We start from the raw sequence: 21,933 nt of genomic DNA on the forward strand, positions 1-21,933 counted from the left end.
TTAGCAAACCACCAACTAAATACGAGTCCTAATGAATAGCACATTACCAAAGCTAGTCCTTTGTTTCAGCTTGATATTATTGAGCATAAAGGCTAGCGCTACAGATTACTATTTTTCAAACGAATCGGGGAATGATTCCAGAAGTACCACACAAGCACAAAATCCCGACACACCCTGGAAATCTATTAACAAATTAAATGCCATTTTTGGTAGTTTAAAGCCTGGAGATGCCATTTATTTTAAAAGAGGTGAAACTTTCTATGGCACAATAAAGGCAACCAAAAGTGGTAGTCCTGGCAGTCCCATTAAAATAGACGCCTATGGATCAGGGGCTAAACCCATAATAACTTCCTTTGAAAAGGTGAGCGGCTGGGCATCTATAGGAAATGGTAGGTATGAGAGCACAAATACTTTTCCAAATTATGAATCAAACATTGTAACTATAAATGAACAGATTTATGAAAAGGGTCGATTCCCAAATAGCGACGGACCAAATGGTGGCTATTTGAGTGTTTCCTCTTTTTCTGGAAACTCTTCAGTTAGCAGCAATGAACTGTCAGGAGCACCTAACTTCAGTAATGGTGAGATTGTCATAAGAAAAAATCAATGGATTTTGGATAGGCACCTCATCAAGTCCAATTCAGGTTCTACTATAAACTACCATGGGTCTGGAGCATATAACCCTACTACAGGATTTGGATTTTTCATTCAAAATCACCTTTCCACACTTGACAAATTCGGCGAGTGGTTTTATAACAACAGCAGAAAATTAAATATTTATTTTGGCAATACTAACCCAAACAATCACACCGTCCGAGTTGCTACATTAGAAAACCTTCTCGTAAAGTCTTACAATGTAGATCATTTGTTGATACAGAGCCTTCACTTTAAAGGTGCCAATAAAGATGCCATATATATAGGAGAAGGAAGGGATGTAGTCATTAACAATACTGACATTGAATTTTCAGGAGAGAATGGCGTTACTTCACTAAACATCAAGGAATTAGTTATAAAAAATAGTAGGATTAATTACTCCTTAAACACAGGACTTAATTTAAGGTACGGTAATGATAATGCTATCATTCGGGACAATATTATTGAAAACAGTTTTCCATTTCATGGCGGAGGTCAAAACGAGGATAATAACGGCAATGGAATATTTGTATCAGGTAATAATGTACTCATTGAGAACAATATTGTCAAACAGACTGGATTTAACGGGATTCATTTTAACGGAAACAATATTTCTATCAAGAACAATCTAATACAGAAATTTTGCCTCTTAAAAAATGACTGTGGTGGAATTTACACTTTTGGTGGCAACACAGTTACCAACTTCAGCAACCGAGTTATTGAAAGTAACATAATAATAGATGGCTTTGCTACAAATTATGGCACACCCAATTACGCAAAACAAAACCACCACCCACAAGGCAGTGGAATATTTTTAGATGATAATGTAAATAATGTTTCCTTAATTAAAAACACTATTGCAAATACAACATATTCAGGACTTAAAGCATCTAATGTTTTCAATGTAAGTGTTAAGGACAATACTTTTTTCAATTCTTATGTCCAAGCATTGGTAGGAAATAGCGAAAGAGGAACAGACACCCGAAATGTGACCTTTTCAAGCAATATACTCTTTTCAAAACACACTGACCAACACTCTTACTACATCAATTCTTATAAGGATGACATACCAAGTTTCGGAACTTTTGAGAGCAATTATTTCGCCAGACCTTTAGGTGACAACCACAGTATTTACCTTTCTTATTATAAAGACAATAAGAAATACATGGAAATCAAAGACCTAAACAATTGGAAAAGCACTTTTAATAAAGACAAAACTTCCGTTACATTTATACAGGATGAATTTAAACAATTTAGCCTTAAAAGTTTTATAGGGGAATTGCTGTATGATAATCTATCTTTTCTAAAAGGCATTAATAATTTTAATTGCAATGACTGTACACAATCTTGGGATTCCAATGGAATTTTGAGCGGGTCCATCAAAATCAATAGTCCGGGATATTCCTCAGCTCTAGCAAGAATTAGAAGTGTTGAAAAAAGCAAAACTTACGTTGCGAAATTCAAAGCCAAAAGTAATAAAACTGGGAACCTTAGAGTCGTTTTAAGATATGCTGGAACTCCTTGGGAAATTGTTTCTCCCGCTACGGTAGTAGAATTAGGAACTGAAGCAAAAGAATATTCAGTTCTATTAAAGCCTTACGCCAATGTTTCTGAACCAGTAATTATGTTTATTTCTGATGTTGGAAATTGGGAATACTGGATTGACGATTTAGAAATAAGAGAAGCAGATGTGGAAATAACTGATCCTGACAATGTATTTCTCTTTGAATACAATGCTACTAAATCAAAGAAGTCAATTTCTTTGGATGGAACATTTAAAGACGTTAAAGGTGTCTCTTACACTGGTTCCTATCAAATAGAACCTTATTCTTCTGCCATATTAGTAAGAACATCAGAGGCCACTCCTCCTCCTCCAGTCTCCAAACCTGATATTCAACAAGAGGTGAAAATTACTACACCAAGTTCCAATAGTAGTTTTGAACTCGGAGAGAAAATAGAACTGATAGCCGAAGTAACGGCTAATCAAGACAACATTAGCAAGGTCGCTTTCTACAATGGCAATCAACTTATTGGTAATGCTTCAGAACAACCCTATAAGCTCAGCTGGGGAAATGGGGATGCAGGAAACCATCAAATTACAGCAATTGTTGTCAATAACAACAACACCACGGTAGCTACTTCAGCTCAAATAGCTATAAAAATAAATGCTGAAATCCCTGATTCTGAAACTGGAAACCCAATCGGAGACTCTTATTCCTTACACCTAAACATTGGATCAAATGATACGAAATCCTATGAAGGAAATACGTTTATTTCATTAGGTGAAGCCGATGGGTCCACTGGTAGATCCAACTCCTTAGAATTGAACACTGGAGAAGGTAGCATTTTTGAATCCATTTCATTTAATGAAGATCTTGAGTATAAAATCCCCATCCCTAACGGCATCTATACGGTAAAAACTTACCATCAAGAAGTTCACTTTGGGCTTAATGGTGTCTCTGGAAGTAATGGCAAAAGGGTATTTGATGTGATCCTTGAGGGACAAACCAAATACAAAAACCTAGATCTGTACGCCTTAAGTAAAAATCAAAAGGTAGTATTAACCCATGAAGACATTGAAGTTAAAGACGGCATTTTAAACCTTAACTTAATTGCTTCTGCAAACAATGCCATTATCTCAGGCATCTCAATTATAGAGAAAGGTACAGCAGCACCAGTAGAATCCATAGAAGGTGCAAAGTTTATAAATGTAGGCGGTCTTAAAGATGAGAAATACAATGGGGACTTATTTGTCTCTGATTATATTGACAAACATTTCTCATCATCTGGAATTTATGAAAACATTGCTTCCTCTAATGAGCCTTTATTTCAAACCAATAGGTTTTCAGAAAACCTGATCTATACGATCCCAGTCAAAAATGGTACTTATAGAGTTAAAACTTATCATATAGAAAACTATTTTGGAGTATCTAACCCTGATACAAGAGAAGGGTTAAGGGTATTTGACATATTCATGCAAAATCAACTGGTAAAAAGTAATCTTGATCTTTATGCTACAAGTGGAAATCAGGAAACTGTTTTGGTTTTCAACGAAATTATAGTAAAGAATGGTGAGCTTAAAATCGAACTTAAAGCCTCTGTTAACAACGCCCTTTTATCAGGAATAGCGATCATCCCAATGAGTGGCGTTAGCAACCCTTCAGAAGAAGATTCCTTCTTTATAAATGTGGGAAGCGAAGCGGATACCAAATACAATGGAGTTGACTTTGTCTCAGAAAATAGTGTTGGGCAAATACCTTCTGAATCAAATCTATACATTGTTCCTTCATCAAGTTCAGATCAATTGTACCAATCTAATCGTTACGGGAGATCACTAGATTATAAATTCCCTGTGTCGAACGGGAAATACACAGTTATTACCTACCATAATGAAAATTATTTTGGTGAGATAACTAATACGACGGGTCCGAACAACAGGGTATTTGACATCTTTATTGAAAGTGTTAAAGTAAAAGGCAATGTCGACCTCTACATAGAAAACACAAATCGACCCGTTGCTTTACGATTTGAGAATATCGACGTTTCAGACGGCGTTTTAAACTTAAATCTCAATGGAGTAATAAACAATGCTTTGCTATCCGGAATTGCTATTTTCCCAAGTGCTAAGGATAACCTAGGTAACACAAATCTAAGACAGATAATTGGCGAAGCTGAAGCGTTGTCAACCCTAAGCGAAATGAGAGAAGATGGAATTCAAAATACCTATGAAAACAAACTCTATCCTAATCCTGCTGTAACTTCAGCTACCCTTGAAATAGGGAAAGAGTTAGGGAGATTTTACATAAGCATTCACAATATGAATGGTCAGCGAGTTGATTATTTTGATTCAGAGAGCATTGTCAATTCAGAAGGAAAATATGAAATACCTGTTCACCACCTGAAACAAGGTATCTATATTATTACTCTTTCATCAGAAGCTGAAATACTTGAAAGGATGAGACTGGCTGTCACACCTTAAAACAATTTACTTTCTCTAAAAAAGACCTTGAACAACTTCAAGGTCTTTTTTTTTCTCACGTAGAGTATTCAATCTTACACTTTAACCCGAAATATGCAATAGACATTCTATTACGTGCTGAAATCGCTTTAAAATCAACCACTTCGTTGCTGTTTTCAATTTCACCATAGCGGTGCTATGCTTAAATCTCCAAGCAGCCTTTTCTTGCGATTGCAACACTTCACGTAAACACGGGACAGGCTTCAGACTATTGTCAGGACGGAGAAATCCTATACATAATCCGGGTTTAATTTCACAGATGCCTAAGTTTCTTATAAAATGATTTTGAGTTTAATACTATGGGTTTAAACCACGCAACTTGCCAAAGCACAAATCTTCTTTAGATAGTTTATTTTTTAACCCAATACCTCCCCTGGAAAAGAGTAGAAATCGGTTTTTTTTCAACTTTTTACCACCTGTATAAAGTTAATCTTTCCTTTTTACAGCTACTTTTCCGGCTTTATTCTTCTTTCGAATCCTGTTTATCAATCTTTTATCGCTTGGATTTCTGCAAGTCTGCAATCAAATGACTCAGTTAAATCATCCAAGTCCAGCCATTTATTGAAAATATTTAAAAAAGTTATTTTTTTTTTAGAAAAACTTTTTGCCCCTTTTTTTTAGATCAGCGACAAAATTCAGAATTCCAAAAGCAATAATCAATTCACCTACTGAAATTACTCAGTTCCTGCTTCATTCTCCGCAGCTTTCTCTGGGAATGAAAAGTTTGTATTTAAGAATTTTATACCGTTTATTATTGAAATGAGATTCATATTTAGAATTTCATTTTGATATATATGAAAATCAAAAAACAAGATTCTTTTAATTGAAATACCGTTTTCAGACTTCATAAATCAAAAATAGTAGGACAAAATTAACAAACACCTCAAATACCGAGGTGAATGTCTAAAACGATAAGATTATAAACTTTAAAATACAACACCATGAAAGCGTTACTTTTCTCCATTTCCTTTCTGATTGTTTTGGCAGCCTCACTTACCAATGTTTTTGCTGCTAACTATTATGTTTCCCATGAAAAAGGAAATGACAACCGGTCTTTAGCTGAAGCTCAAAACCCTGCTACTCCTTGGAAATCTATTGACAAGGTCAATTCACTTTTCAATTACCTAAAGCCAGGAGATGCCATCTTGTTCAATAGAGGTGAAACTTTTTATGGCACACTACATATCAGTGCCTCAGGTTCTGCTAGCTCTCCTATCAAAGTAGGGGCTTACGGTTCGGGAGCCAAGCCTGTAATCACTTCTTTGAAAACCGTGAGTGGTTGGAAGTCTATAGGAAACGGAATTTATGAAAGTACTTCATCCATCAGTACCAGTACCGTTCAAGTGCTTTTGATCAACGGCGAGGCGCATGAGTTGGGAAGGTATCCCAATAGTGATGTTGCCAATGAAGGTTATTTGAATATTGAAGATGTAAGTGGCAACTACCTTCTTTCAAGTAGTGAGCTAGGTGGATCACCTGACTGGAATGGTGGAGAGGTAGTCATCAAAAAAAACCAATGGATAATTGACACTCACCAAATCTCTTCCCACAGCGGAAGTCAGATTCGTTACAATGGAAACATCAGTGCTTATCCAGCTCAAAGAGATTACGGTTTTTTTATTCAGAACCACATCAAGACCCTCGATACCTTTGGAGAATGGTATTTCAATCCTTCTACTAAAAAAATAAACGTTTACTTCGGTAACAGCAATCCTACTTCTATGAAAGTAGAAGTAAGTACTTTAGACAACCTATTAATAAAGGACTACAGAGATGTCAATATCTCTATTGAAAACATCAACTTTAAAGGAGCCAATAAAGACGCCATCAAATTAGAAGGCGGAAACAACATCAAAATTACGAATTCTGAAATCAATTTTTCTGGAGAGAATGGTATCCTTGCATTAGAAGTATTGGATTTGTTGGTAGAAAGAAACAAAATCAGCAATACTTACAACAATGCAATGTACCTAAGATATGGTAATGACAATGCTATAATTAGAGATAATGAAATAACTAAGACGGCGTTGGTCGCTGGGAGAACACAAAATGAAGATGCTGCAGGCATAGGTATATTTGCCTATGGAGAAAATGTATTGGTTCAAAACAATGCCATCATTAATTCAGGCTTCAACGGCATCCAGTTCAATGGAAACTATTCAGTTGTCAAAAATAATTTTGTAGATACTTTTTGCCAGATAAAGGGTGACGGTGGAGGAATTTACACCTTTGGCGGGGTACAATATCAAGGGTATAAAGGCCGTAAAATCGAAGGAAATATCGTAGTTAATAGTATTGGAAGCAAAGGTGGTATTCCTGACAAAGGGGTTAACTACAAGCCTTTGGCTGAAGGCATCTTTCTTGATGATAACTCCAACAACATTGAGATCATTGGCAACACCATTGGCAACACTGAAAACTCTGGATTAAAAATGTCCAATGCTAACAATATCCTTGTTTCAGGCAATACTTTTTTCAACTCTCATTCTTCGTTAACATTAGGAAACAGTGCTATCGGAGAAGACACAAGGGACATTAACGTTGTTAATAATCAGTTCTTTTCAAAAACCCCAGATCAAAATTCTTATTCCATCAAAACTTACAAAGACGACATGCAATCTCTTGGTAGCTTTGATAAAAACTACTTTTTTAGACCTCTTGGTGATGAGTTCAGTATCGAAAATCAATACACAAGAAATGGAAAAAGAGAAGCAGCCATAGACAACCTGGAACAATGGACTGCCAAGTTCGGTAAAGACAAAAACTCTGTAAGTAATACTGTAGAAATTTCCACTTATACCATTACAAAGAAAATTGGCTCTAGTCTTTATGCCAATTCTTCTTTCGATCAAAATGTGAGTGGGGTTTACTGTAGTAATTGCAAACAACAGTGGGAGTCAAATAGTAAGACAAATGGTGGAGCACTTAAAGTTAGCGGTTCTGGATCCAGTGCAGTTAAAATAGTCTTGGGAGGATTGAAGAAGGACAAAACTTACTTATTAAAATTCAATGCCTTGGCTAATAAAGTGGGAAACATTTCGACTTACTTAAGGTACACCGGTAGCCCTTGGGAAAAATTATCTGCCATGACCACGTTGGAAGTAAATACCAGCCTTGATGGTTATGAGGTACTTGTTTCTCCCTATGCAGATGTTAATGATGTATCCCTTTTGATCACTTCTACGGAGGATAACTTCACCTATTGGATGGATGACTTGGAGTTTGTTGAAGTTGAAGCTTCATTTATTAACCCTGAAGAAGAAATCGTATTTGAATACAACCCTACAAAAAGTAGCAAAACTATTGCCTTGTCTGGTGAGTATGTAAATGCCAAGTTGGAGAAATTCTCCGGACAGGTTACTATTCCTGCTTATGGTTCTGTGGTGTTGATCCGTGTGGCTAAAGGAGCTGAGATAGAAGAAAAACCTGAGCTCATCAAAACACCTGAAATTCAATTGGCTATCAAAGAAGACATCACTCAGCTCACCGAAGGCGATAAAGTAACATTGAGCAGTGAGATTACGAATCTGGACAACAACATCGAAAAAGTAGATTTCTATTGTGGTTTGAAATTGGTAGGTTCTTGTGAAGAACTACCTTACCAGGCTGTTATTGAAGAAATTCCTGCTGGTGGAAACTATGTGTGGGCTTCTGTCACTGACAAAGAAGGAAATGTAAGTACTTCTTCTGAAATAGAGTTTACTGCTAAAAACAAAGTGGTAGAAGTTATCGAAAGCAAACCTGTTGAAAATGTAGCTAATGACATATTGGAAGGAACTTATTACCACGTAGGCTACAATGGTACTGTGAATTACGAAGGACAGCAATTCGTAGCTATCAACAAGGAATACATCAAATCATCTGGGGTGAATGTAGCTACCAAGGTATCAGGAAGTGATGAAGTTCTTTTCCAGACTGAAATGTTCAACAAAAACCTCAAGTTTGAAATCCCTTTAGAAAAAGGCACTTACACCATCAAAACATATCACAACGAAATGTATTTTGGAAACGATGGTAAATATGAAAGAGCCGGACTAAGGGTATTTGATATCTCAATTGAAGGAAATGTGGTTAAGAAAAACTTTGATATTTTCCTTGAAAACAAAAATCAGGAAACTACTCTTACTTTTAACACCATCGAGGTAACTGACGGAATACTTGATCTGGAGCTTACTGCTTCTTCAAACAACAGCCTGATCTCTGGAATCGCTATTGTGCCAGTGACAGAGGTAGTCGTTGAAGAAACTCCTGTAGAAGTGCCTGTAGAAACTCCAGCAGAAACACCTAAAACAGAAGGAGCTGCCATACACCTTAACACAACTGCTAAGGAGGCCATTACCTTCCAGAACAATGTTCACGTATCAGCAAGTGAATTCATTACCTCATCTAAATCTAATACGTCTACCAATACAAATGCCAGCAGCGAAAAAATCTTCCAGTCTGAAAGGTATGCTTCTACATTGGATTTCTTAGTACCTGTTGAAAATGGAACTTACACAGTGAAAACTTACCACAATGAGTTGTACTTCGGAAAAGGTGGATCTGCTGCAAGAGCAGGAAGAAGGGTATTTGACATTCTTTTGGAAGGCAATGTGGTCATGGACAATTTTGATATCTATTCTTACAACAACAACCAAGAGACCGTCCTTACTTTTGAAGGGGTACAGGTAGTAGATGGCGTTTTAGACTTGAAATTGATCGCTAGCGCCAACAATGCCTCTATCTCCGGAATATCTATTATCGAAGAAATTGATGAGGTTATTCAGACACCTGGTTCAGAACATCTTTTCTTTTTAAATACTGGTGACAAGTCAGACGCAACATTGAATGGCATCACTTACCTGGCGGAATCCAATACTGAAAGGTTTTACAATGAGGGAACCAACAGCTATGAAAACAATAAAATCGCTGTAGATGAACTTTTCCAATCAGAAAGAAGCGGTAAAAACTTGACCTATACCATTCCTGTACCTAATGGAACTTACACCGTGTTCACCATGCACCATGAATTGTGGTTTGGACATGCCGGTAGTGCTGCTCAAGCTGGAAAAAGGGTTTATGACATCTCTCTTCAGGGCAAGGTATTAAAAAGTGATTTTGACCTTTTTGTTGAAAACAACAATGCACCAACCTTGCTTTCTTTTGAAAACATCGAAGTGACTGATGGTAAACTGGTATTGGAAATGAACGCCAAAGTGAATAATGCAAGCATCTCTGGCATTGCCATCATAGGAAGCGCTGCCAAAGGAGGAAACATCGCCGCTAACCTAAGAACATCTCAAAACTCCTTCAACAGAGGATACAAAGAAATGTACAGCAGGGGTTACAAGGAAATGGATGTGTACACTGAAACTGTTGCAAAAGAAGAGATTCGTATCTTCCCTAATCCTGCCAAGGAAAGAGCTACTTTGGAAATCAACGCTGAAATCGAAAGAGGAAGAGTACTTATCCACAACATGAACGGTCAGTTGGTGAGCCACTTTGACTTGGCCAGCATCAAAACTGAAAACAACCAATTCAATATCCCACTAAACAACCTTACTCAAGGAATGTACCTGGTAAGCATTAGCAACGAACAAACTGTGATCAATAAACAAAGACTAATCGTCAATCCATAAGCAAAGGATTTATCAATCATAAAAGGCTCCCTGATACTATTTCAGGGAGCCTTTTGCTATTTAAGAACTTACTAAGTGAGAAGGAAATTCCAAATACCCCTCACAATTCAATTTTCAATATCAACTTAGCGATCATCATGCATCAATTCAGGCAGGAGCTGCTCCATAGGAAAGATTTACTTACGGTTTAAAACAGTCTTGAAAACTTCAGCCAATTGATTAGCGAAATTTTGAATATTGTATTTCTCAACATGAAGAATTTTGGCTCTTTCTCCCATTTCATCAAGATTTAATTCGCCGCCTATCATTTTCTTCAATTTTTTATTCCATCCCTCTGGATTATTTTCATTAACCCAGAGCCCTATTTTTTCTTCTTCTATATCGATATCCAAAAATGAATGCTGTGTCATTAAAATTGGTTTACCTACCGCCATGGCATCCAACAAAACTGTAAGTCCATAGGTATTTCCTTTTTCTCTAATTTCTTCTTTTAGTGGGATAATAATAAACGAAGAATTAACGTATGACTCCAAAAGTTGATCATATGGCACCCAGGTAGTGTCTACTGTTACATTTGCAGGAAGATTTACCGAAGAGGGGATGGTATTTGGGGTACAATATATCTTTAAGTTATAGGGTAAATTTTCAAAAGCTTTAATGAGCATGTCATAATCTCTATCAGCTGTACCGGCACAAACTGCATAAGGAGCTTGATCACTTTCATTCTTCGCTTTCAAATTTTTATAAAAGCCCACATCTGCCCCCCAACTTACAGGGAAACATTTACTCTCTTTTTCTTCCTCGTTATAATGAAGATCTCTTTGTGTTTTTACCATCAAATTTTTTGAAAAAAACGCAAACGCATCAAACTGCCGCAGATGTTTAACTCCCAACTTATTCAAAATAGAATTCTTGTTCTTATAATAAATAAAATTTTGATGAGCTAAACCTACCAAAGGAATCTTGAGCAACCCTAAAAACCTCAAGAATGTTAACAATTTATTGATAGAAACTGGATAAGGCATATAAACAAGATCATAATTTTTAATTATAAATAATGCTCTCACCTGTTGATCTAGGAATGGTATTTTTAGGTACTTACCTATTTTGTCAAGCCACTTGTATTTTTGATGTTTGTGGATATCTACTATAAAATCTCCTGATTTCTCTAATTCAATCTTCCCCATTAGGTAATGGCTTGGATTGGTCCCCTTTTTCCAATTTTCGTAGATATTTTCAAAGGAATAGGAGTTGATTAAAAGTACTTTTATCTTTTTCTCCATAATTTGCAGCCAAATTAGATTCGTTCCAATTCTTCTATCTTTGCGACGATGTACTGGGCAGTAGCATGTTCTGAACACTTTTCCTCCCACCATGCGAGTGTTTTTCGATGAATTTCCTCAAGCTTAGCCTCATCCTTTAATAACTCTTGTGCAATATCACATCCTTTTTCCCAATTGTTCACTTGAATTAAGGGAGAATTGGCATAAAAAGGAGTATCTGGCAAAGGTTCAGAAATGATTACACAGCCTGCTCTCATCGCTTCAAAATGCCTAAAGCATTCTGTCATAAAATACCCCTTTGGGCACAGTACAATTTTAGAATCTGCCAATACTTCCCCATACTTCTCTGGAGAAAAGCCAGCTTTAAATCCATTATTAAAAATGACAATAGAATTAGAAAAAAACGAACTAAAATCACTGCCAAGCTTCAACAAAAACTTTCGGTAGTAATCATGTGTTAAAATTTTCTCTGAAGGTAAAATAAAACCCCATTTGGAAAAAATTCGGTAAAAATCTATTCTGTTCATATTAAGGTTTCCCCTAAAAAAAACATTGTATTTCCTTTTATTAATAGGTTTATTTGGAAATTCAGGAACAGCATTCACATAGCCTAAGGCAAGAGGGAAAACATTTTTAGCCTTAGCTTTCATTCCTATATAGGATTTAAAAACTGCAAAATACTTATCAGAAAAACAACTAGGATCTAAACCCCTCTCATCTGAAAAATAAAGTAATATTTTCTTTTTACTGGATTTATAATCGCCACTAGGTGGCATAATATCAGTTCCTGAATCAGGGTTTCTTTTATTTACGCGGTGATTGGAATAAATAAAAAACTCAAAATCATCAAACTTCCCTTGTAGAATCCCCCTTAACTCATCAATTACATTCTTTATAAACTTTGATTCATTCAATTCCTCAAATCTATAATCTGATTTGTCTTCTATTGAAACATTGGTAAGACCAAACAATTTCATACCTTAAATATGTGTTTATTAGTTAAAAATGGAAAACAAATTCTAAAGAATCGAAATATTATCCTAATATAGCTATCTTAAACGAATTTTTAGAACAGCTTTCTCTAATTTTTCTGCAAATAATTCGGAATTGAACTTTTGCAAATATACACGATTTGCTTGATCACTCATTTTCCGAAACATCCGTTTGTCTTTTGCTAATAGCTCAACGGCTTCCACCCATCCATTTACATCTCCTTTACCTACAGTAATTCCAAAACCCTCTTTAGCAGCATCTATATTAATCATTGGATTCTCTGTGATAACAGTGGGTTTTCCTAAAGCTACTACATCTTGTAAGCTTGTCATACCTTGACAACCTTCTTGACTATCAGGGTATTTAAGAGGTATTAATATAGCAATAGACTCTTTATAAAACTTAAGCAGTTCTTCATAAGGAATAAAGGAAGCATTAATGGTCACATTACTAGGTAAATCTTTTACCACAGGTTTTGAACTTGGTGTGCAAAAAATCCTAAGTTGGTGATCCATTTTTCTAAATGCCTCAATTAATGTGACATAATCCCTGGCTGTATGACCAGCGCTTATAAAGTAAGTCAAAGCATCTTCTTCATTGCTAACTACCTTATCGTAAAACTTAGTATCTGGCCCCCATTGCGCTGTATCAATTTTAGCCAAATCACTCTTTTTAGTAATATTTAGTGCCCTAATTGTATGTTCCTTCAGCTTTTCACTAAGAAAAACAATACCGTCATATTGAAACAAAAATTGCTTACTGACCCACCTTAAAAATGAATTTGAAGAATTCATTTTCATAAAAGGTTGGTGTATGGTCACTAAAATTGGTTTTCTGTACAAACCCAATAATTTTAACACTATTAGTAGCCTGGTGTTCGACCAAGAATAAGGCGCGTACAATATATCAAAATGCTTACCATAATTCAACAATCTCAACTGTTGGTCCAGGTGTTTGACTTTCAACAAACTACCTATTCGATTAAGAAAAGAATATTTTTCATGCTGAAAAATTTTAACTTCAACATTTCCTCTTCTCTCCAACTCTACTTTTCCCCAAACATGGTGACTTCCACTTTTACCCTGTTGCCAAAGCGCATAGGCATTCTCCATGCTATAATTGTTAACCAGTAGTAACCTTGGTTTTTCCCTTTCTTCCAATATCTTAATCGTTTATTTAAATTAGGTTTTCCTTCTGTTACTTGGGCTAAGCCTCTCTGTCAGAAGAAGCTTCACAAATGCTACATTAGTAGTAAGGTACCGTTTCCACATTCTACCAGGTTCTTGCATTGTCCTGTAGAACCATTCAAGACAAATGTTCTGCATCCACACAGGTGCTCTTTTCACTTTTCCAGATACCACATCGAAGCTACCCCCTACTCCCATTATAAAGGGCACATCCATGACCTCTTTGTATTTATTTAAGAAAATCTCCTTCTTTGGGGAGCTCATTGCTACGAATAAAATATCGGCATTAGAGGCTTTTATTTGCTTGGCGATTTCAAGTTCTTCATCCTTTCCAAAATACCCATTCCTGTAGCCTGCAATTATATCTTTATTGTATTTATTTGAATAAATATCAACAACCTTATTAACTACATCTTCTTTGGCTCCGAGAAAAAATATTTTATAATTTTCCTTAGCAGCTAAACCTACTAAATTATCCATAAGATCAATTCCTGCTACTCGCTCAGGAAGATATTCTTTTAAAAAACGGGCTGCCCAAACGATAGATTGCCCATCTGCATTAATAATATCACATTCAACTATTGATGCTTTTAGCTCAGGATCTTTTTGAGCATTAACAAGCTTTGCAGCATTCACTACTACGTGGTGCAAATTTTCTTTCTTCTTGATACTTTGGTTTATCAATGCCACAGTTTCATCCATGGTTAAGGAATCTACAGGTACATTACAAATACTAATTCTTTTTACCTCTTTCATAAGATTGCTCTTTATGTAAACTTAATGTTTTATATTTTTCATTTTTATCAGTAGAACTTATCCTTGCTAGTACCTCTCTTTAAGCTATCCAAGCACCCTATCAGGAGTGTTTTTTGTTGTAAAAAGAACTTTCTTTTTTAAATAATACTGTAAAAGATAAAAACATCCACGCTTGCGCCCACCGCATATAAGGGATTCTAGACGTAAAATGTTTGTTAATCTGATAATAAAAATAACCTTTTGGAGATTGCATGTTAGCTATAGTCCATTGCATCACTTTAACAGCCATTTCTTTGTGTTTATCAAATTGCCCTAACTTATCTAATGTAATCAACAATTGGGTAGGTGCATGAATATCCACTGGGAAAGTACTGTTATTATAATATTTTGAAATACCTTCATCAGTAAAAAAGGTATTGATATAATAGTCAAATCCCTTTTCCATATAACTATCAAAGGAATGGTCACCAGAATATCGCGCATAATCAGACAAGCACTCAAGGTTATAACCAGTGTGGAAATTATCGATCCAATGATGAAAAGGCAATGTCCCATAACTCCAAGCACCGTTTTCTTTCTGATATCCACAAGCGAAATTCACAGCTTTCTTGGCTTCCTCAATTAATTCCTTCTCACCAGAAATAGAGTAAACCCTACTTAGTAATCGTGCTCCTAAAAGTGAAGCATTGAAAACAACACTTTTATCTAATGGAGAATAAGAAAAAGAGAAGTCTCCTTTGTCATCGTAAGTACGATAAAGATCCTTTAAAACAAAATCACAGGCACTTCTTGCTGCAGCATAAAACTCCTTTCTCTCAGTAATGGCAAAAGCATCAAGTAACCCACAAGCTATAAATGTAGTGGCCACTACTGTAGGAGTATATTTAGGTTGGAAAAATGCCCTGGCTTGCCAGTCAAAATTGTATCCCCAACAACTTCCACTCCACCCCTTTGTTTGTAGATCCAAAATTTTATCTCCAAAGAAATTAATCTTCTCCAAATAATGGGTTTGTGGATCAATTTCGTAAAGGTTACAATAACTTGTTAGAAATAAACCCAATGCTTTTGGGTTAAATTCTTTAGGCACACCTACAAGAGGCCTTAGGTTCATAGGTGCGCGCTTAAAAAACTGCGTCCAAGCTAGCTTAGCAATACGAGATTTCGAAAGCAAAGGAATGGACTGAAAAAGTTTACTATTTAAACTATCATACGGATCATACCCTTTATATTCCTCCTTGGAACAAAAGTCGGCCAATTGTTCAAAGGAGTTGAAAAAATCGTTTACTTGACTCATTGTTTCTTTGTTTGATGGCATTTTAATATTGTTTCAATCAGTACTTTCCGAAAATCAATGTATCTATTTTGAGAGAATTAAACCAGCTTATCGTATAAGTAAAACTCAAAGTATTGAATTAAAAAGACCAAGTTCTCTTTAAAGACAAATAAAATAAGTCTTTAAGCCAGTGCGCTTTCCTTCCTTTCGCATAGGATTTCCGACTCCCGAGAATGTTTGAGATATATGATTGTAGCTTACATCCTATATATCTACCAATTCTATTAATAATACTTTTCTATATAAGCTAACAGTTGGTCTACCCTTTTGCTCCAAGAATTGTTTGCCGCAATAGTGATTCTTTCTTTGATCAATACTTCAGTATTTTCGTCGAATGCCTGCTTTACAAAAGATACAAATTCATTATCGTTATTCGCTTTATAGACTGTTCCTTCTGGAAACTCCCAATGCCTCACATTCGGAAGATTGGTTATTACTGCAGGTCTACCAGTGGCCAGATATTGCCACATTTTATTTGGCGTTCTACCTGTATTTGGATCATCCATATAGTATGGAGCGATAGCGACATCCATCTCCAACAATTTCAAACTCAATGGATCACCTGTCATTACCCCATGAGCAACCACTTTTTTAGGCATAGATAAGTGGTCCAGAAAATCATCTTTAATAGGCCCAATCAAATGTAATTCTACATTTTCTATTTCCAAAATTTTATTAATGAGTGCCAGTGGTGTTTTTTTCTTGTCGATATAGCCAAGTAAAACCACTCTTATCTTTTCTTCTATTCGATTTATGGTTAATCGGGATTCCTCTACTTTGGGAAATTCAGGTGCTCCTAATGCTAACTCATAGGATTTTGGATTTATCTTACTAAAATCATCAACTAACTTTTTTGCAGTCCCCAAGGAAAAGGTCGAAGTTTTTATCAACCTAGTCTGTGTGAAAATGGCGTAAGCTTTCATCCAACCAGGAACTTTGACATTGTTAATAAAGTCATCATTGGCCATATAAATAAATTTCTCAAAATATTTACCAACCAAATGCCCACCAAATTCAGTACAAATAAAAATAACATCTTTACCCTTAAACCGCTTTTTTAGCTTGCTAAATAGCCACACTTGGTAAGCTTCATTTAAGACCGGCATTCTGTACCTAAGTCTAAAACTAGATGGAAAAGATGGGCATAGTAATTCGAAGTTATTGTTTACCAACGTGCTTTCCAATTTGGGGATACCGATGGTATTTGACGACACAAAAGTAACCTTAAATCTTTTCGCTAATGCATGGGCCAATTGATGCCTGGATCGAGGTGGTCCGTCCCATTCTGTATTGGTATAAACAATAAATTCCATTGATCTAATAAATTTTATTTTCTTTCAAAAAATAATCAATCGTTTAACGATTTCGATATTTATAATAGATTGGTTTGAGTAGCGGTAGTGACGCCAAACCCATACCTGAACCTCAATTAGCTAAGGGAGTGCTCCTATTATTAGGGCACGTCCCAAAAGCATTTGGTTTTAACAACCTAAGTCAATATAAGAACGAACTGCCCAGCTAAAAAACAGCCACACTCTATAACCACTTAGAATATTAAATTATGAAAACAGTTCGTCTAGGCTTACCTCCTGAGGCATACCTGTTGAAAGACTGTCTAGTATTTTAAATGTAGTCAAAGTAGTCAAGCAAATGGATTCAAAAGATATTGGACTTGACTTACCTTCTTTCACATTATCAAGAAAGCTATGCACTTCTTCTAAATGGCCTTTACCTGAAGACTTAAGCTTGGTCAGTTTGTTCTCCTTATGTAGGCTTCCTGCTCTAAAATCCTGAATTATTCCAACTTTTCCTCCAGAGAAAACCTCAATATTCTCCTTAGGTAGTGATTTATCACCATTAGCTAAATAAGTAAGGTTGCCTACCGAACCATCACTGAACTTAACCGTTACGGCCATATTATCAGCAGAAGTAATTTGTTCATTAGAAGTATTTATGGATTCAGCATAAACCTTAATTGGATCGGCATCAGTAAAATACTGCATTAAATCAATGAAGTGACAAACTTCACCAACAATGCGACCCCCTCCAATTTCAGGAATTTGAGACCAATGGTCTTTAGGAATAAAACCTGCATTCACCCTTATATTTACTACAAGAGGTTCGCCAGTGTTTTTAAATTCTTTTTTCAATTCCTCTGAAATCGGTGCAAATCGCCTATTAAATCCAACCATTAAGGATTTATCAGCACTTTTCTTGGCATGGATCACTTCTTTCAATTGCTCCATGTTCATAGCTAAAGGTTTTTCAACAAAAACATTTTTCCCAGCTTTAAGGCTATCAATCACATAGGAAGCATGTGACACATGAGGAGTGGCAATAAACACTGTATTGATTTCATTTTTATCAAAAACATCTTTTGCATCTGATGAGCAAAAATTGAATTTAAACTTATCTGAAACGCTTTTTGCAGTTATACCTTTTGAAGTAACTACTCCATCTAAAGATCCTCCCCAAGACTTTACATTCGGTATCAAATAGCTTTGCGCGAAACTACCTGCACCAATAAAGCCAGCATTTATTTCCTTAATGGGCTCATTGTTTACCTGAGTAACCGATTGAAGTTTGGCCGCTGATTCTTGGTATTTTAGTAAAATACCAATATGAGGTTCCTGAACTTTACCCATCACAATATCATATGCTTTTACTGCTTCATCGATATCAAATAAGTGGGTTATCAAAGGTTTGATATTAATGGCCTTGGCCGCTATCAAATCCAAGAATGCTTCCATATTCCTCTGCTCAGTCCATCGGACATAAGCAAATGGGTAATCCTTGCCTAACTCTTCATAATCTACATCATATCTACCTGGACCATAAGAACAAGAGATTTTCAGCTCCAATTCATTTTTGTAAAAATAAGGTTCACGAGGGATATCCATTTTCACTGCACCTACAACTATAATTTTACCTTTTTTACGAGCTATTTCAGTAGAAAGAACTATTGGATCATTGGTAGGTGTTGCCGCTGTAATGATAATAGAATCAAAGCCTCTTCCATTCGTGAAATTCTGACAAGCAGCGATCAAATTAGAATCGTTTCTATGCATGGATTGTCCTGCCCCTGACTCTTTTGCTAATTCGATCAACTTCTCTGACATGTCTATTCCGAAAACGGAGCAGCCATTTGCTTTCAAGAGTTGAACAGTTATTTGCCCAAGTAAACCTAGACCTATTACACAAACCTTTTCTCCTAATTTAGGGTCTGCTTGTCTTACTCCTTGCAGTGCAATGGCACCTAAAGTGGTAAAGGCTGCTTCATCAGAGCTAACATTATCTGGGATTTTTGTAACTAGGTTCTGAGGCACAGAAATCACCTCAGAATGAGAAGCATAATCAGCTCCTGCACAAGCTACCCTGTCACCAGGCTTAAAAGCTCCGTTACTATCCATGGAGGCGATAACTTTTCCAGAAGTACTGTATCCTAAAGCCTTTAATGAATCAAGTTTGGTTTTAACCTTATCCATAGTGGCCTTAAAACCCTCTTTCCGAATATTCTGGATCACCTGTGCTACCAGATCAGGTCTTTGTTTGGCTTTGCCTATAAGACTTGCCTGTGCTACCTTTACTGTACTTCTTTCCGTACCAGCACTAATTAGTGAATATTCATTTTCGACCAATACCATACCTTCAGAAATAGCCGGTACAGGAACCTCGTCTACATAAAGCTCTCCAGTCTTAAAATTTTGAATTACTTGTTTCATTGCTTTAAAGAATAAATTAAATAATGTTTAGATACCTGTAATTTTTTCAATTTTTTGCACAAAATTATGCCAGCTGTTTTGCTTCATAAAAGTATTTCTATCCGCTTCTATTCGCTCATCAGCTGGGTCAAATCCCTCGATTATCTTGGGTATATCATCGAAATCTTTAAAAGTTCGCATAAAAGCCAAATTGCCCATATCTTTAAATGCACCATGATCCGGACCTAAAACGATTGCCCCCATGCGTATACTGTCCACCAATGAGCCAGAGCTAATTACGGTTTGGGATTTATAGGTAAACAAAGTAAAACGGGACTGATTAGAATAATTTGCTATTTCTTCTAAACTTAGCAATTCATCCTTATAATCAGCACTTTCAGGCAATATAGAAAGAATTTTACTTTTATAATCCTGGTCACTACATCTTCCTATAATCAATACTCTCGCCTTATTTAATTCAGGTGATGTTTGTAGATATTTTAGAAAAATATCTATCCCTTTGTATGGGAAAATACTTCCCCAAATAAGAAAATCATATTTTTTCTCATCCGCCTGATAATTCCCCAATTTTTGAGTAAATGGGTGTGGAATCACATGAACTTTAGATAAAGCATCAGGATAATCCACAGCTACAAAATCTTTACCCGCATTCGAATGGGTGATAATATAGTCAGAAGAACGCATCAGCCTATTAAACATATCACGAGTCACTTCATTCTCACCTTTATGGTGTGATCCTTTATTGTGTAAAACCCACACAATCCTTTTCGAGAATTTTTTAGCCATCCATAAAAACAGGCTAAAAAGTCTTTTTTGAACCCCTCCAAACTTTTTTTCTGGGATAGTTTCCGGCCAATTAAGAATGAATAGTTCTGCGTTATTGAAATGGATGAAGAAACTAAGAATTCCACGATTAGGTGCATTTGCATTCACCACCCTATGATTTTCAGCCAGGGCTTTCTGAAAATTAAAGATATAGGGATTTGGTGACCCTATTATCTTATCTATCTTTGGATACAAAAAAATGGCTGCCATTTTAAGCTTGATTTACCTTGTTTTCTAATGCTCCCAATTCAGACAATTCCTCTTTGAATTGCTTTCTAACTTTATTTGCATCATGCCTTTCCTCTGCAAGTTTTATAGCTGCTTCAGAGATCCTTTGTCGCATCTCTTTGTTATTAATCAATTCCATCAATCCATCCCGAAGTGCTTGGACTTCATTTTTTGTCACTACCTGAGCCCATTGATGATCCTGTGCATAAGTAACCAATGCTGTATCTTCAGGTGCAAAAACCAATACAGGCGTTCCACAGATCATGTATTCAGATGCTTTAGTCGGCATGGAGTATTTTATAAAAGCATTTGCCGAAGGGGTAAAATCATAGGGCAAAAACAGAAAATCTGCCTCTGAAAAACGGTCAGGTAATTCTTCATAAGGGACAAACCCTCTATGGACAATACAATTGTATTTATCAACCCATTCAGGCCTTTTACCTACCTGCAGCACCAATTCAACAGGTGTTTTTAGTTCTTTATTTAGTTCATCCAAGCATTTGGCCATGGTCTCCAAGGAACTCTGAATACCTAAACCCATTCTACCGGCATATAAAATTTGAATTTTATCCCCAAAATCATAAGAATTCCGCTGGCTCTTGCTCCAGAATTCAAGCTCTATGGGATTATGATAGGTAGAAAATGTATATCCATACCGTTCCCTATAAGCCAGTGCCATTGGTTCACTTATACTAAAATGTCTATCACAAGTAGACAACATTTCTCTAAACTCTTTATCTACAACTTTATGCCAATACCCACCCATTAAACCATAGCCAGGCAGCACTTCGATCCAATCATCCATCATATGGAAAACCATTGGTTTTTTTAAGTAACGCTGAACTAGAGTGCAAAAGACAACTGCTTCCCGCCTTTGTGCCTGGGCATAGATGACATCTGGGTTAAACTCAGTAAGCCATTCCTTTAATTCAGGGGAAAGCTGAATACTGGAAGCCCAATTCAAGACTCCAAGCCAATTCAGTGCCGGATTAATGTACTCATTAAGCAAGGTTACCCTTAGCGGAGACTTCTTTATGGTTTCTACATTCTTCTTCTTCCTGTCAATTTTCAATGGGCCTGAAGGATATTTTCTCTTCATTAAATTTAAAGGGAAATTCCAAACATGCTCCTTATGACCCAATTGATAATACTTATCACAAATATCCAATTGTGTTTTTTCATTAAAAAGGTTACCTAAGCACACAGCAGCTAGGTGATCTTTCTTCCAGCCTTTAAAAAGATTAGATAAGGTGATTCCTCCTCCGGAAACATTGTTAAAGGGCTGGTTAAGAATCAATACTTTAGGATAATTCATATAGTAATCAACTTATAGTAAA

General features: G+C 36.1%; 11 protein-coding genes. 2 read left to right on the plus strand and 9 right to left on the minus strand.

What is annotated here, in order from left to right:
* The first annotated feature begins 31 nt into the window (after positions 1-31).
* Together CA2015_RS03170 and CA2015_RS03175 are read left to right on the plus strand one after the other, a co-directional pair.
* Positions 32-4,612 carry a malectin domain-containing carbohydrate-binding protein gene (locus CA2015_RS03170; protein WP_048640581.1) on the plus strand — a complete coding sequence of 1,527 codons (4,581 nt, stop codon included), beginning with the start codon at positions 32-34 and terminating at the stop codon, positions 4,610-4,612.
* Between the two features lie 980 nt (positions 4,613-5,592).
* On the plus strand, positions 5,593-10,269 hold the full coding sequence (locus CA2015_RS03175) for a malectin domain-containing carbohydrate-binding protein (RefSeq protein ID WP_048640582.1): 4,677 nt from the start codon (positions 5,593-5,595) through the stop codon (positions 10,267-10,269).
* A 176-nt stretch (positions 10,270-10,445) separates the two neighbouring features.
* On the opposite strand, the gene CA2015_RS03180 is transcribed toward CA2015_RS03175, so the two are convergent.
* The 9 genes from CA2015_RS03180 to CA2015_RS03220 all read right to left on the minus strand — a co-directional run bounded on the left by CA2015_RS03180 (position 10,446) and on the right by CA2015_RS03220 (position 21,911).
* Positions 10,446-11,552, minus strand: coding sequence for a glycosyltransferase (locus CA2015_RS03180; RefSeq protein ID WP_048640583.1), 1,107 nt, complete (start codon positions 11,550-11,552; stop codon positions 10,446-10,448).
* 14 nt (positions 11,553-11,566) lie between these two features.
* On the minus strand, positions 11,567-12,529 hold the full coding sequence (locus CA2015_RS03185; RefSeq protein ID WP_048640584.1) for a glycosyltransferase family 47 protein: 963 nt from the start codon (positions 12,527-12,529) through the stop codon (positions 11,567-11,569).
* 72 nt (positions 12,530-12,601) lie between these two features.
* A complete protein-coding gene (locus CA2015_RS03190) occupies positions 12,602-13,705 on the minus strand; it encodes a glycosyltransferase (RefSeq protein ID WP_084011614.1) in 1,104 nt (367 codons plus the stop codon).
* A gap of 21 nt (positions 13,706-13,726) precedes the next feature.
* Positions 13,727-14,488: a WecB/TagA/CpsF family glycosyltransferase gene (locus CA2015_RS03195; protein ID WP_084011616.1), complete on the minus strand. Its 762-nt coding sequence runs from the start codon at positions 14,486-14,488 to the stop codon at positions 13,727-13,729.
* A 100-nt stretch (positions 14,489-14,588) separates the two neighbouring features.
* Positions 14,589-15,803 (minus strand): prenyltransferase/squalene oxidase repeat-containing protein, encoded by a 1,215-nt coding sequence (locus tag CA2015_RS03200; protein WP_205749798.1) that lies wholly within the window; start codon positions 15,801-15,803, stop codon positions 14,589-14,591.
* 242 nt (positions 15,804-16,045) lie between these two features.
* Positions 16,046-17,134 (minus strand): glycosyltransferase family protein, encoded by a 1,089-nt coding sequence (locus CA2015_RS03205; RefSeq protein ID WP_048640586.1) that lies wholly within the window; start codon positions 17,132-17,134, stop codon positions 16,046-16,048.
* A gap of 246 nt (positions 17,135-17,380) precedes the next feature.
* A complete protein-coding gene (locus CA2015_RS03210; RefSeq protein ID WP_048640587.1) occupies positions 17,381-19,543 on the minus strand; it encodes a bi-domain-containing oxidoreductase in 2,163 nt (720 codons plus the stop codon).
* 27 nt (positions 19,544-19,570) lie between these two features.
* Complete coding sequence (locus CA2015_RS03215; protein WP_048640588.1) at positions 19,571-20,578, minus strand: glycosyltransferase family protein; 1,008 nt, start codon at positions 20,576-20,578, stop codon at positions 19,571-19,573.
* A gap of 1 nt (position 20,579) precedes the next feature.
* A complete protein-coding gene (locus CA2015_RS03220; protein ID WP_048640589.1) occupies positions 20,580-21,911 on the minus strand; it encodes a glycosyltransferase in 1,332 nt (443 codons plus the stop codon).
* Between the last annotated feature and the right edge of the window lie 22 nt (positions 21,912-21,933).

The sequence above is a fragment of the Cyclobacterium amurskyense genome, assembly GCF_001050135.1.
Classification (GTDB): Bacteria; Bacteroidota; Bacteroidia; order Cytophagales; family Cyclobacteriaceae; genus Cyclobacterium; species Cyclobacterium amurskyense.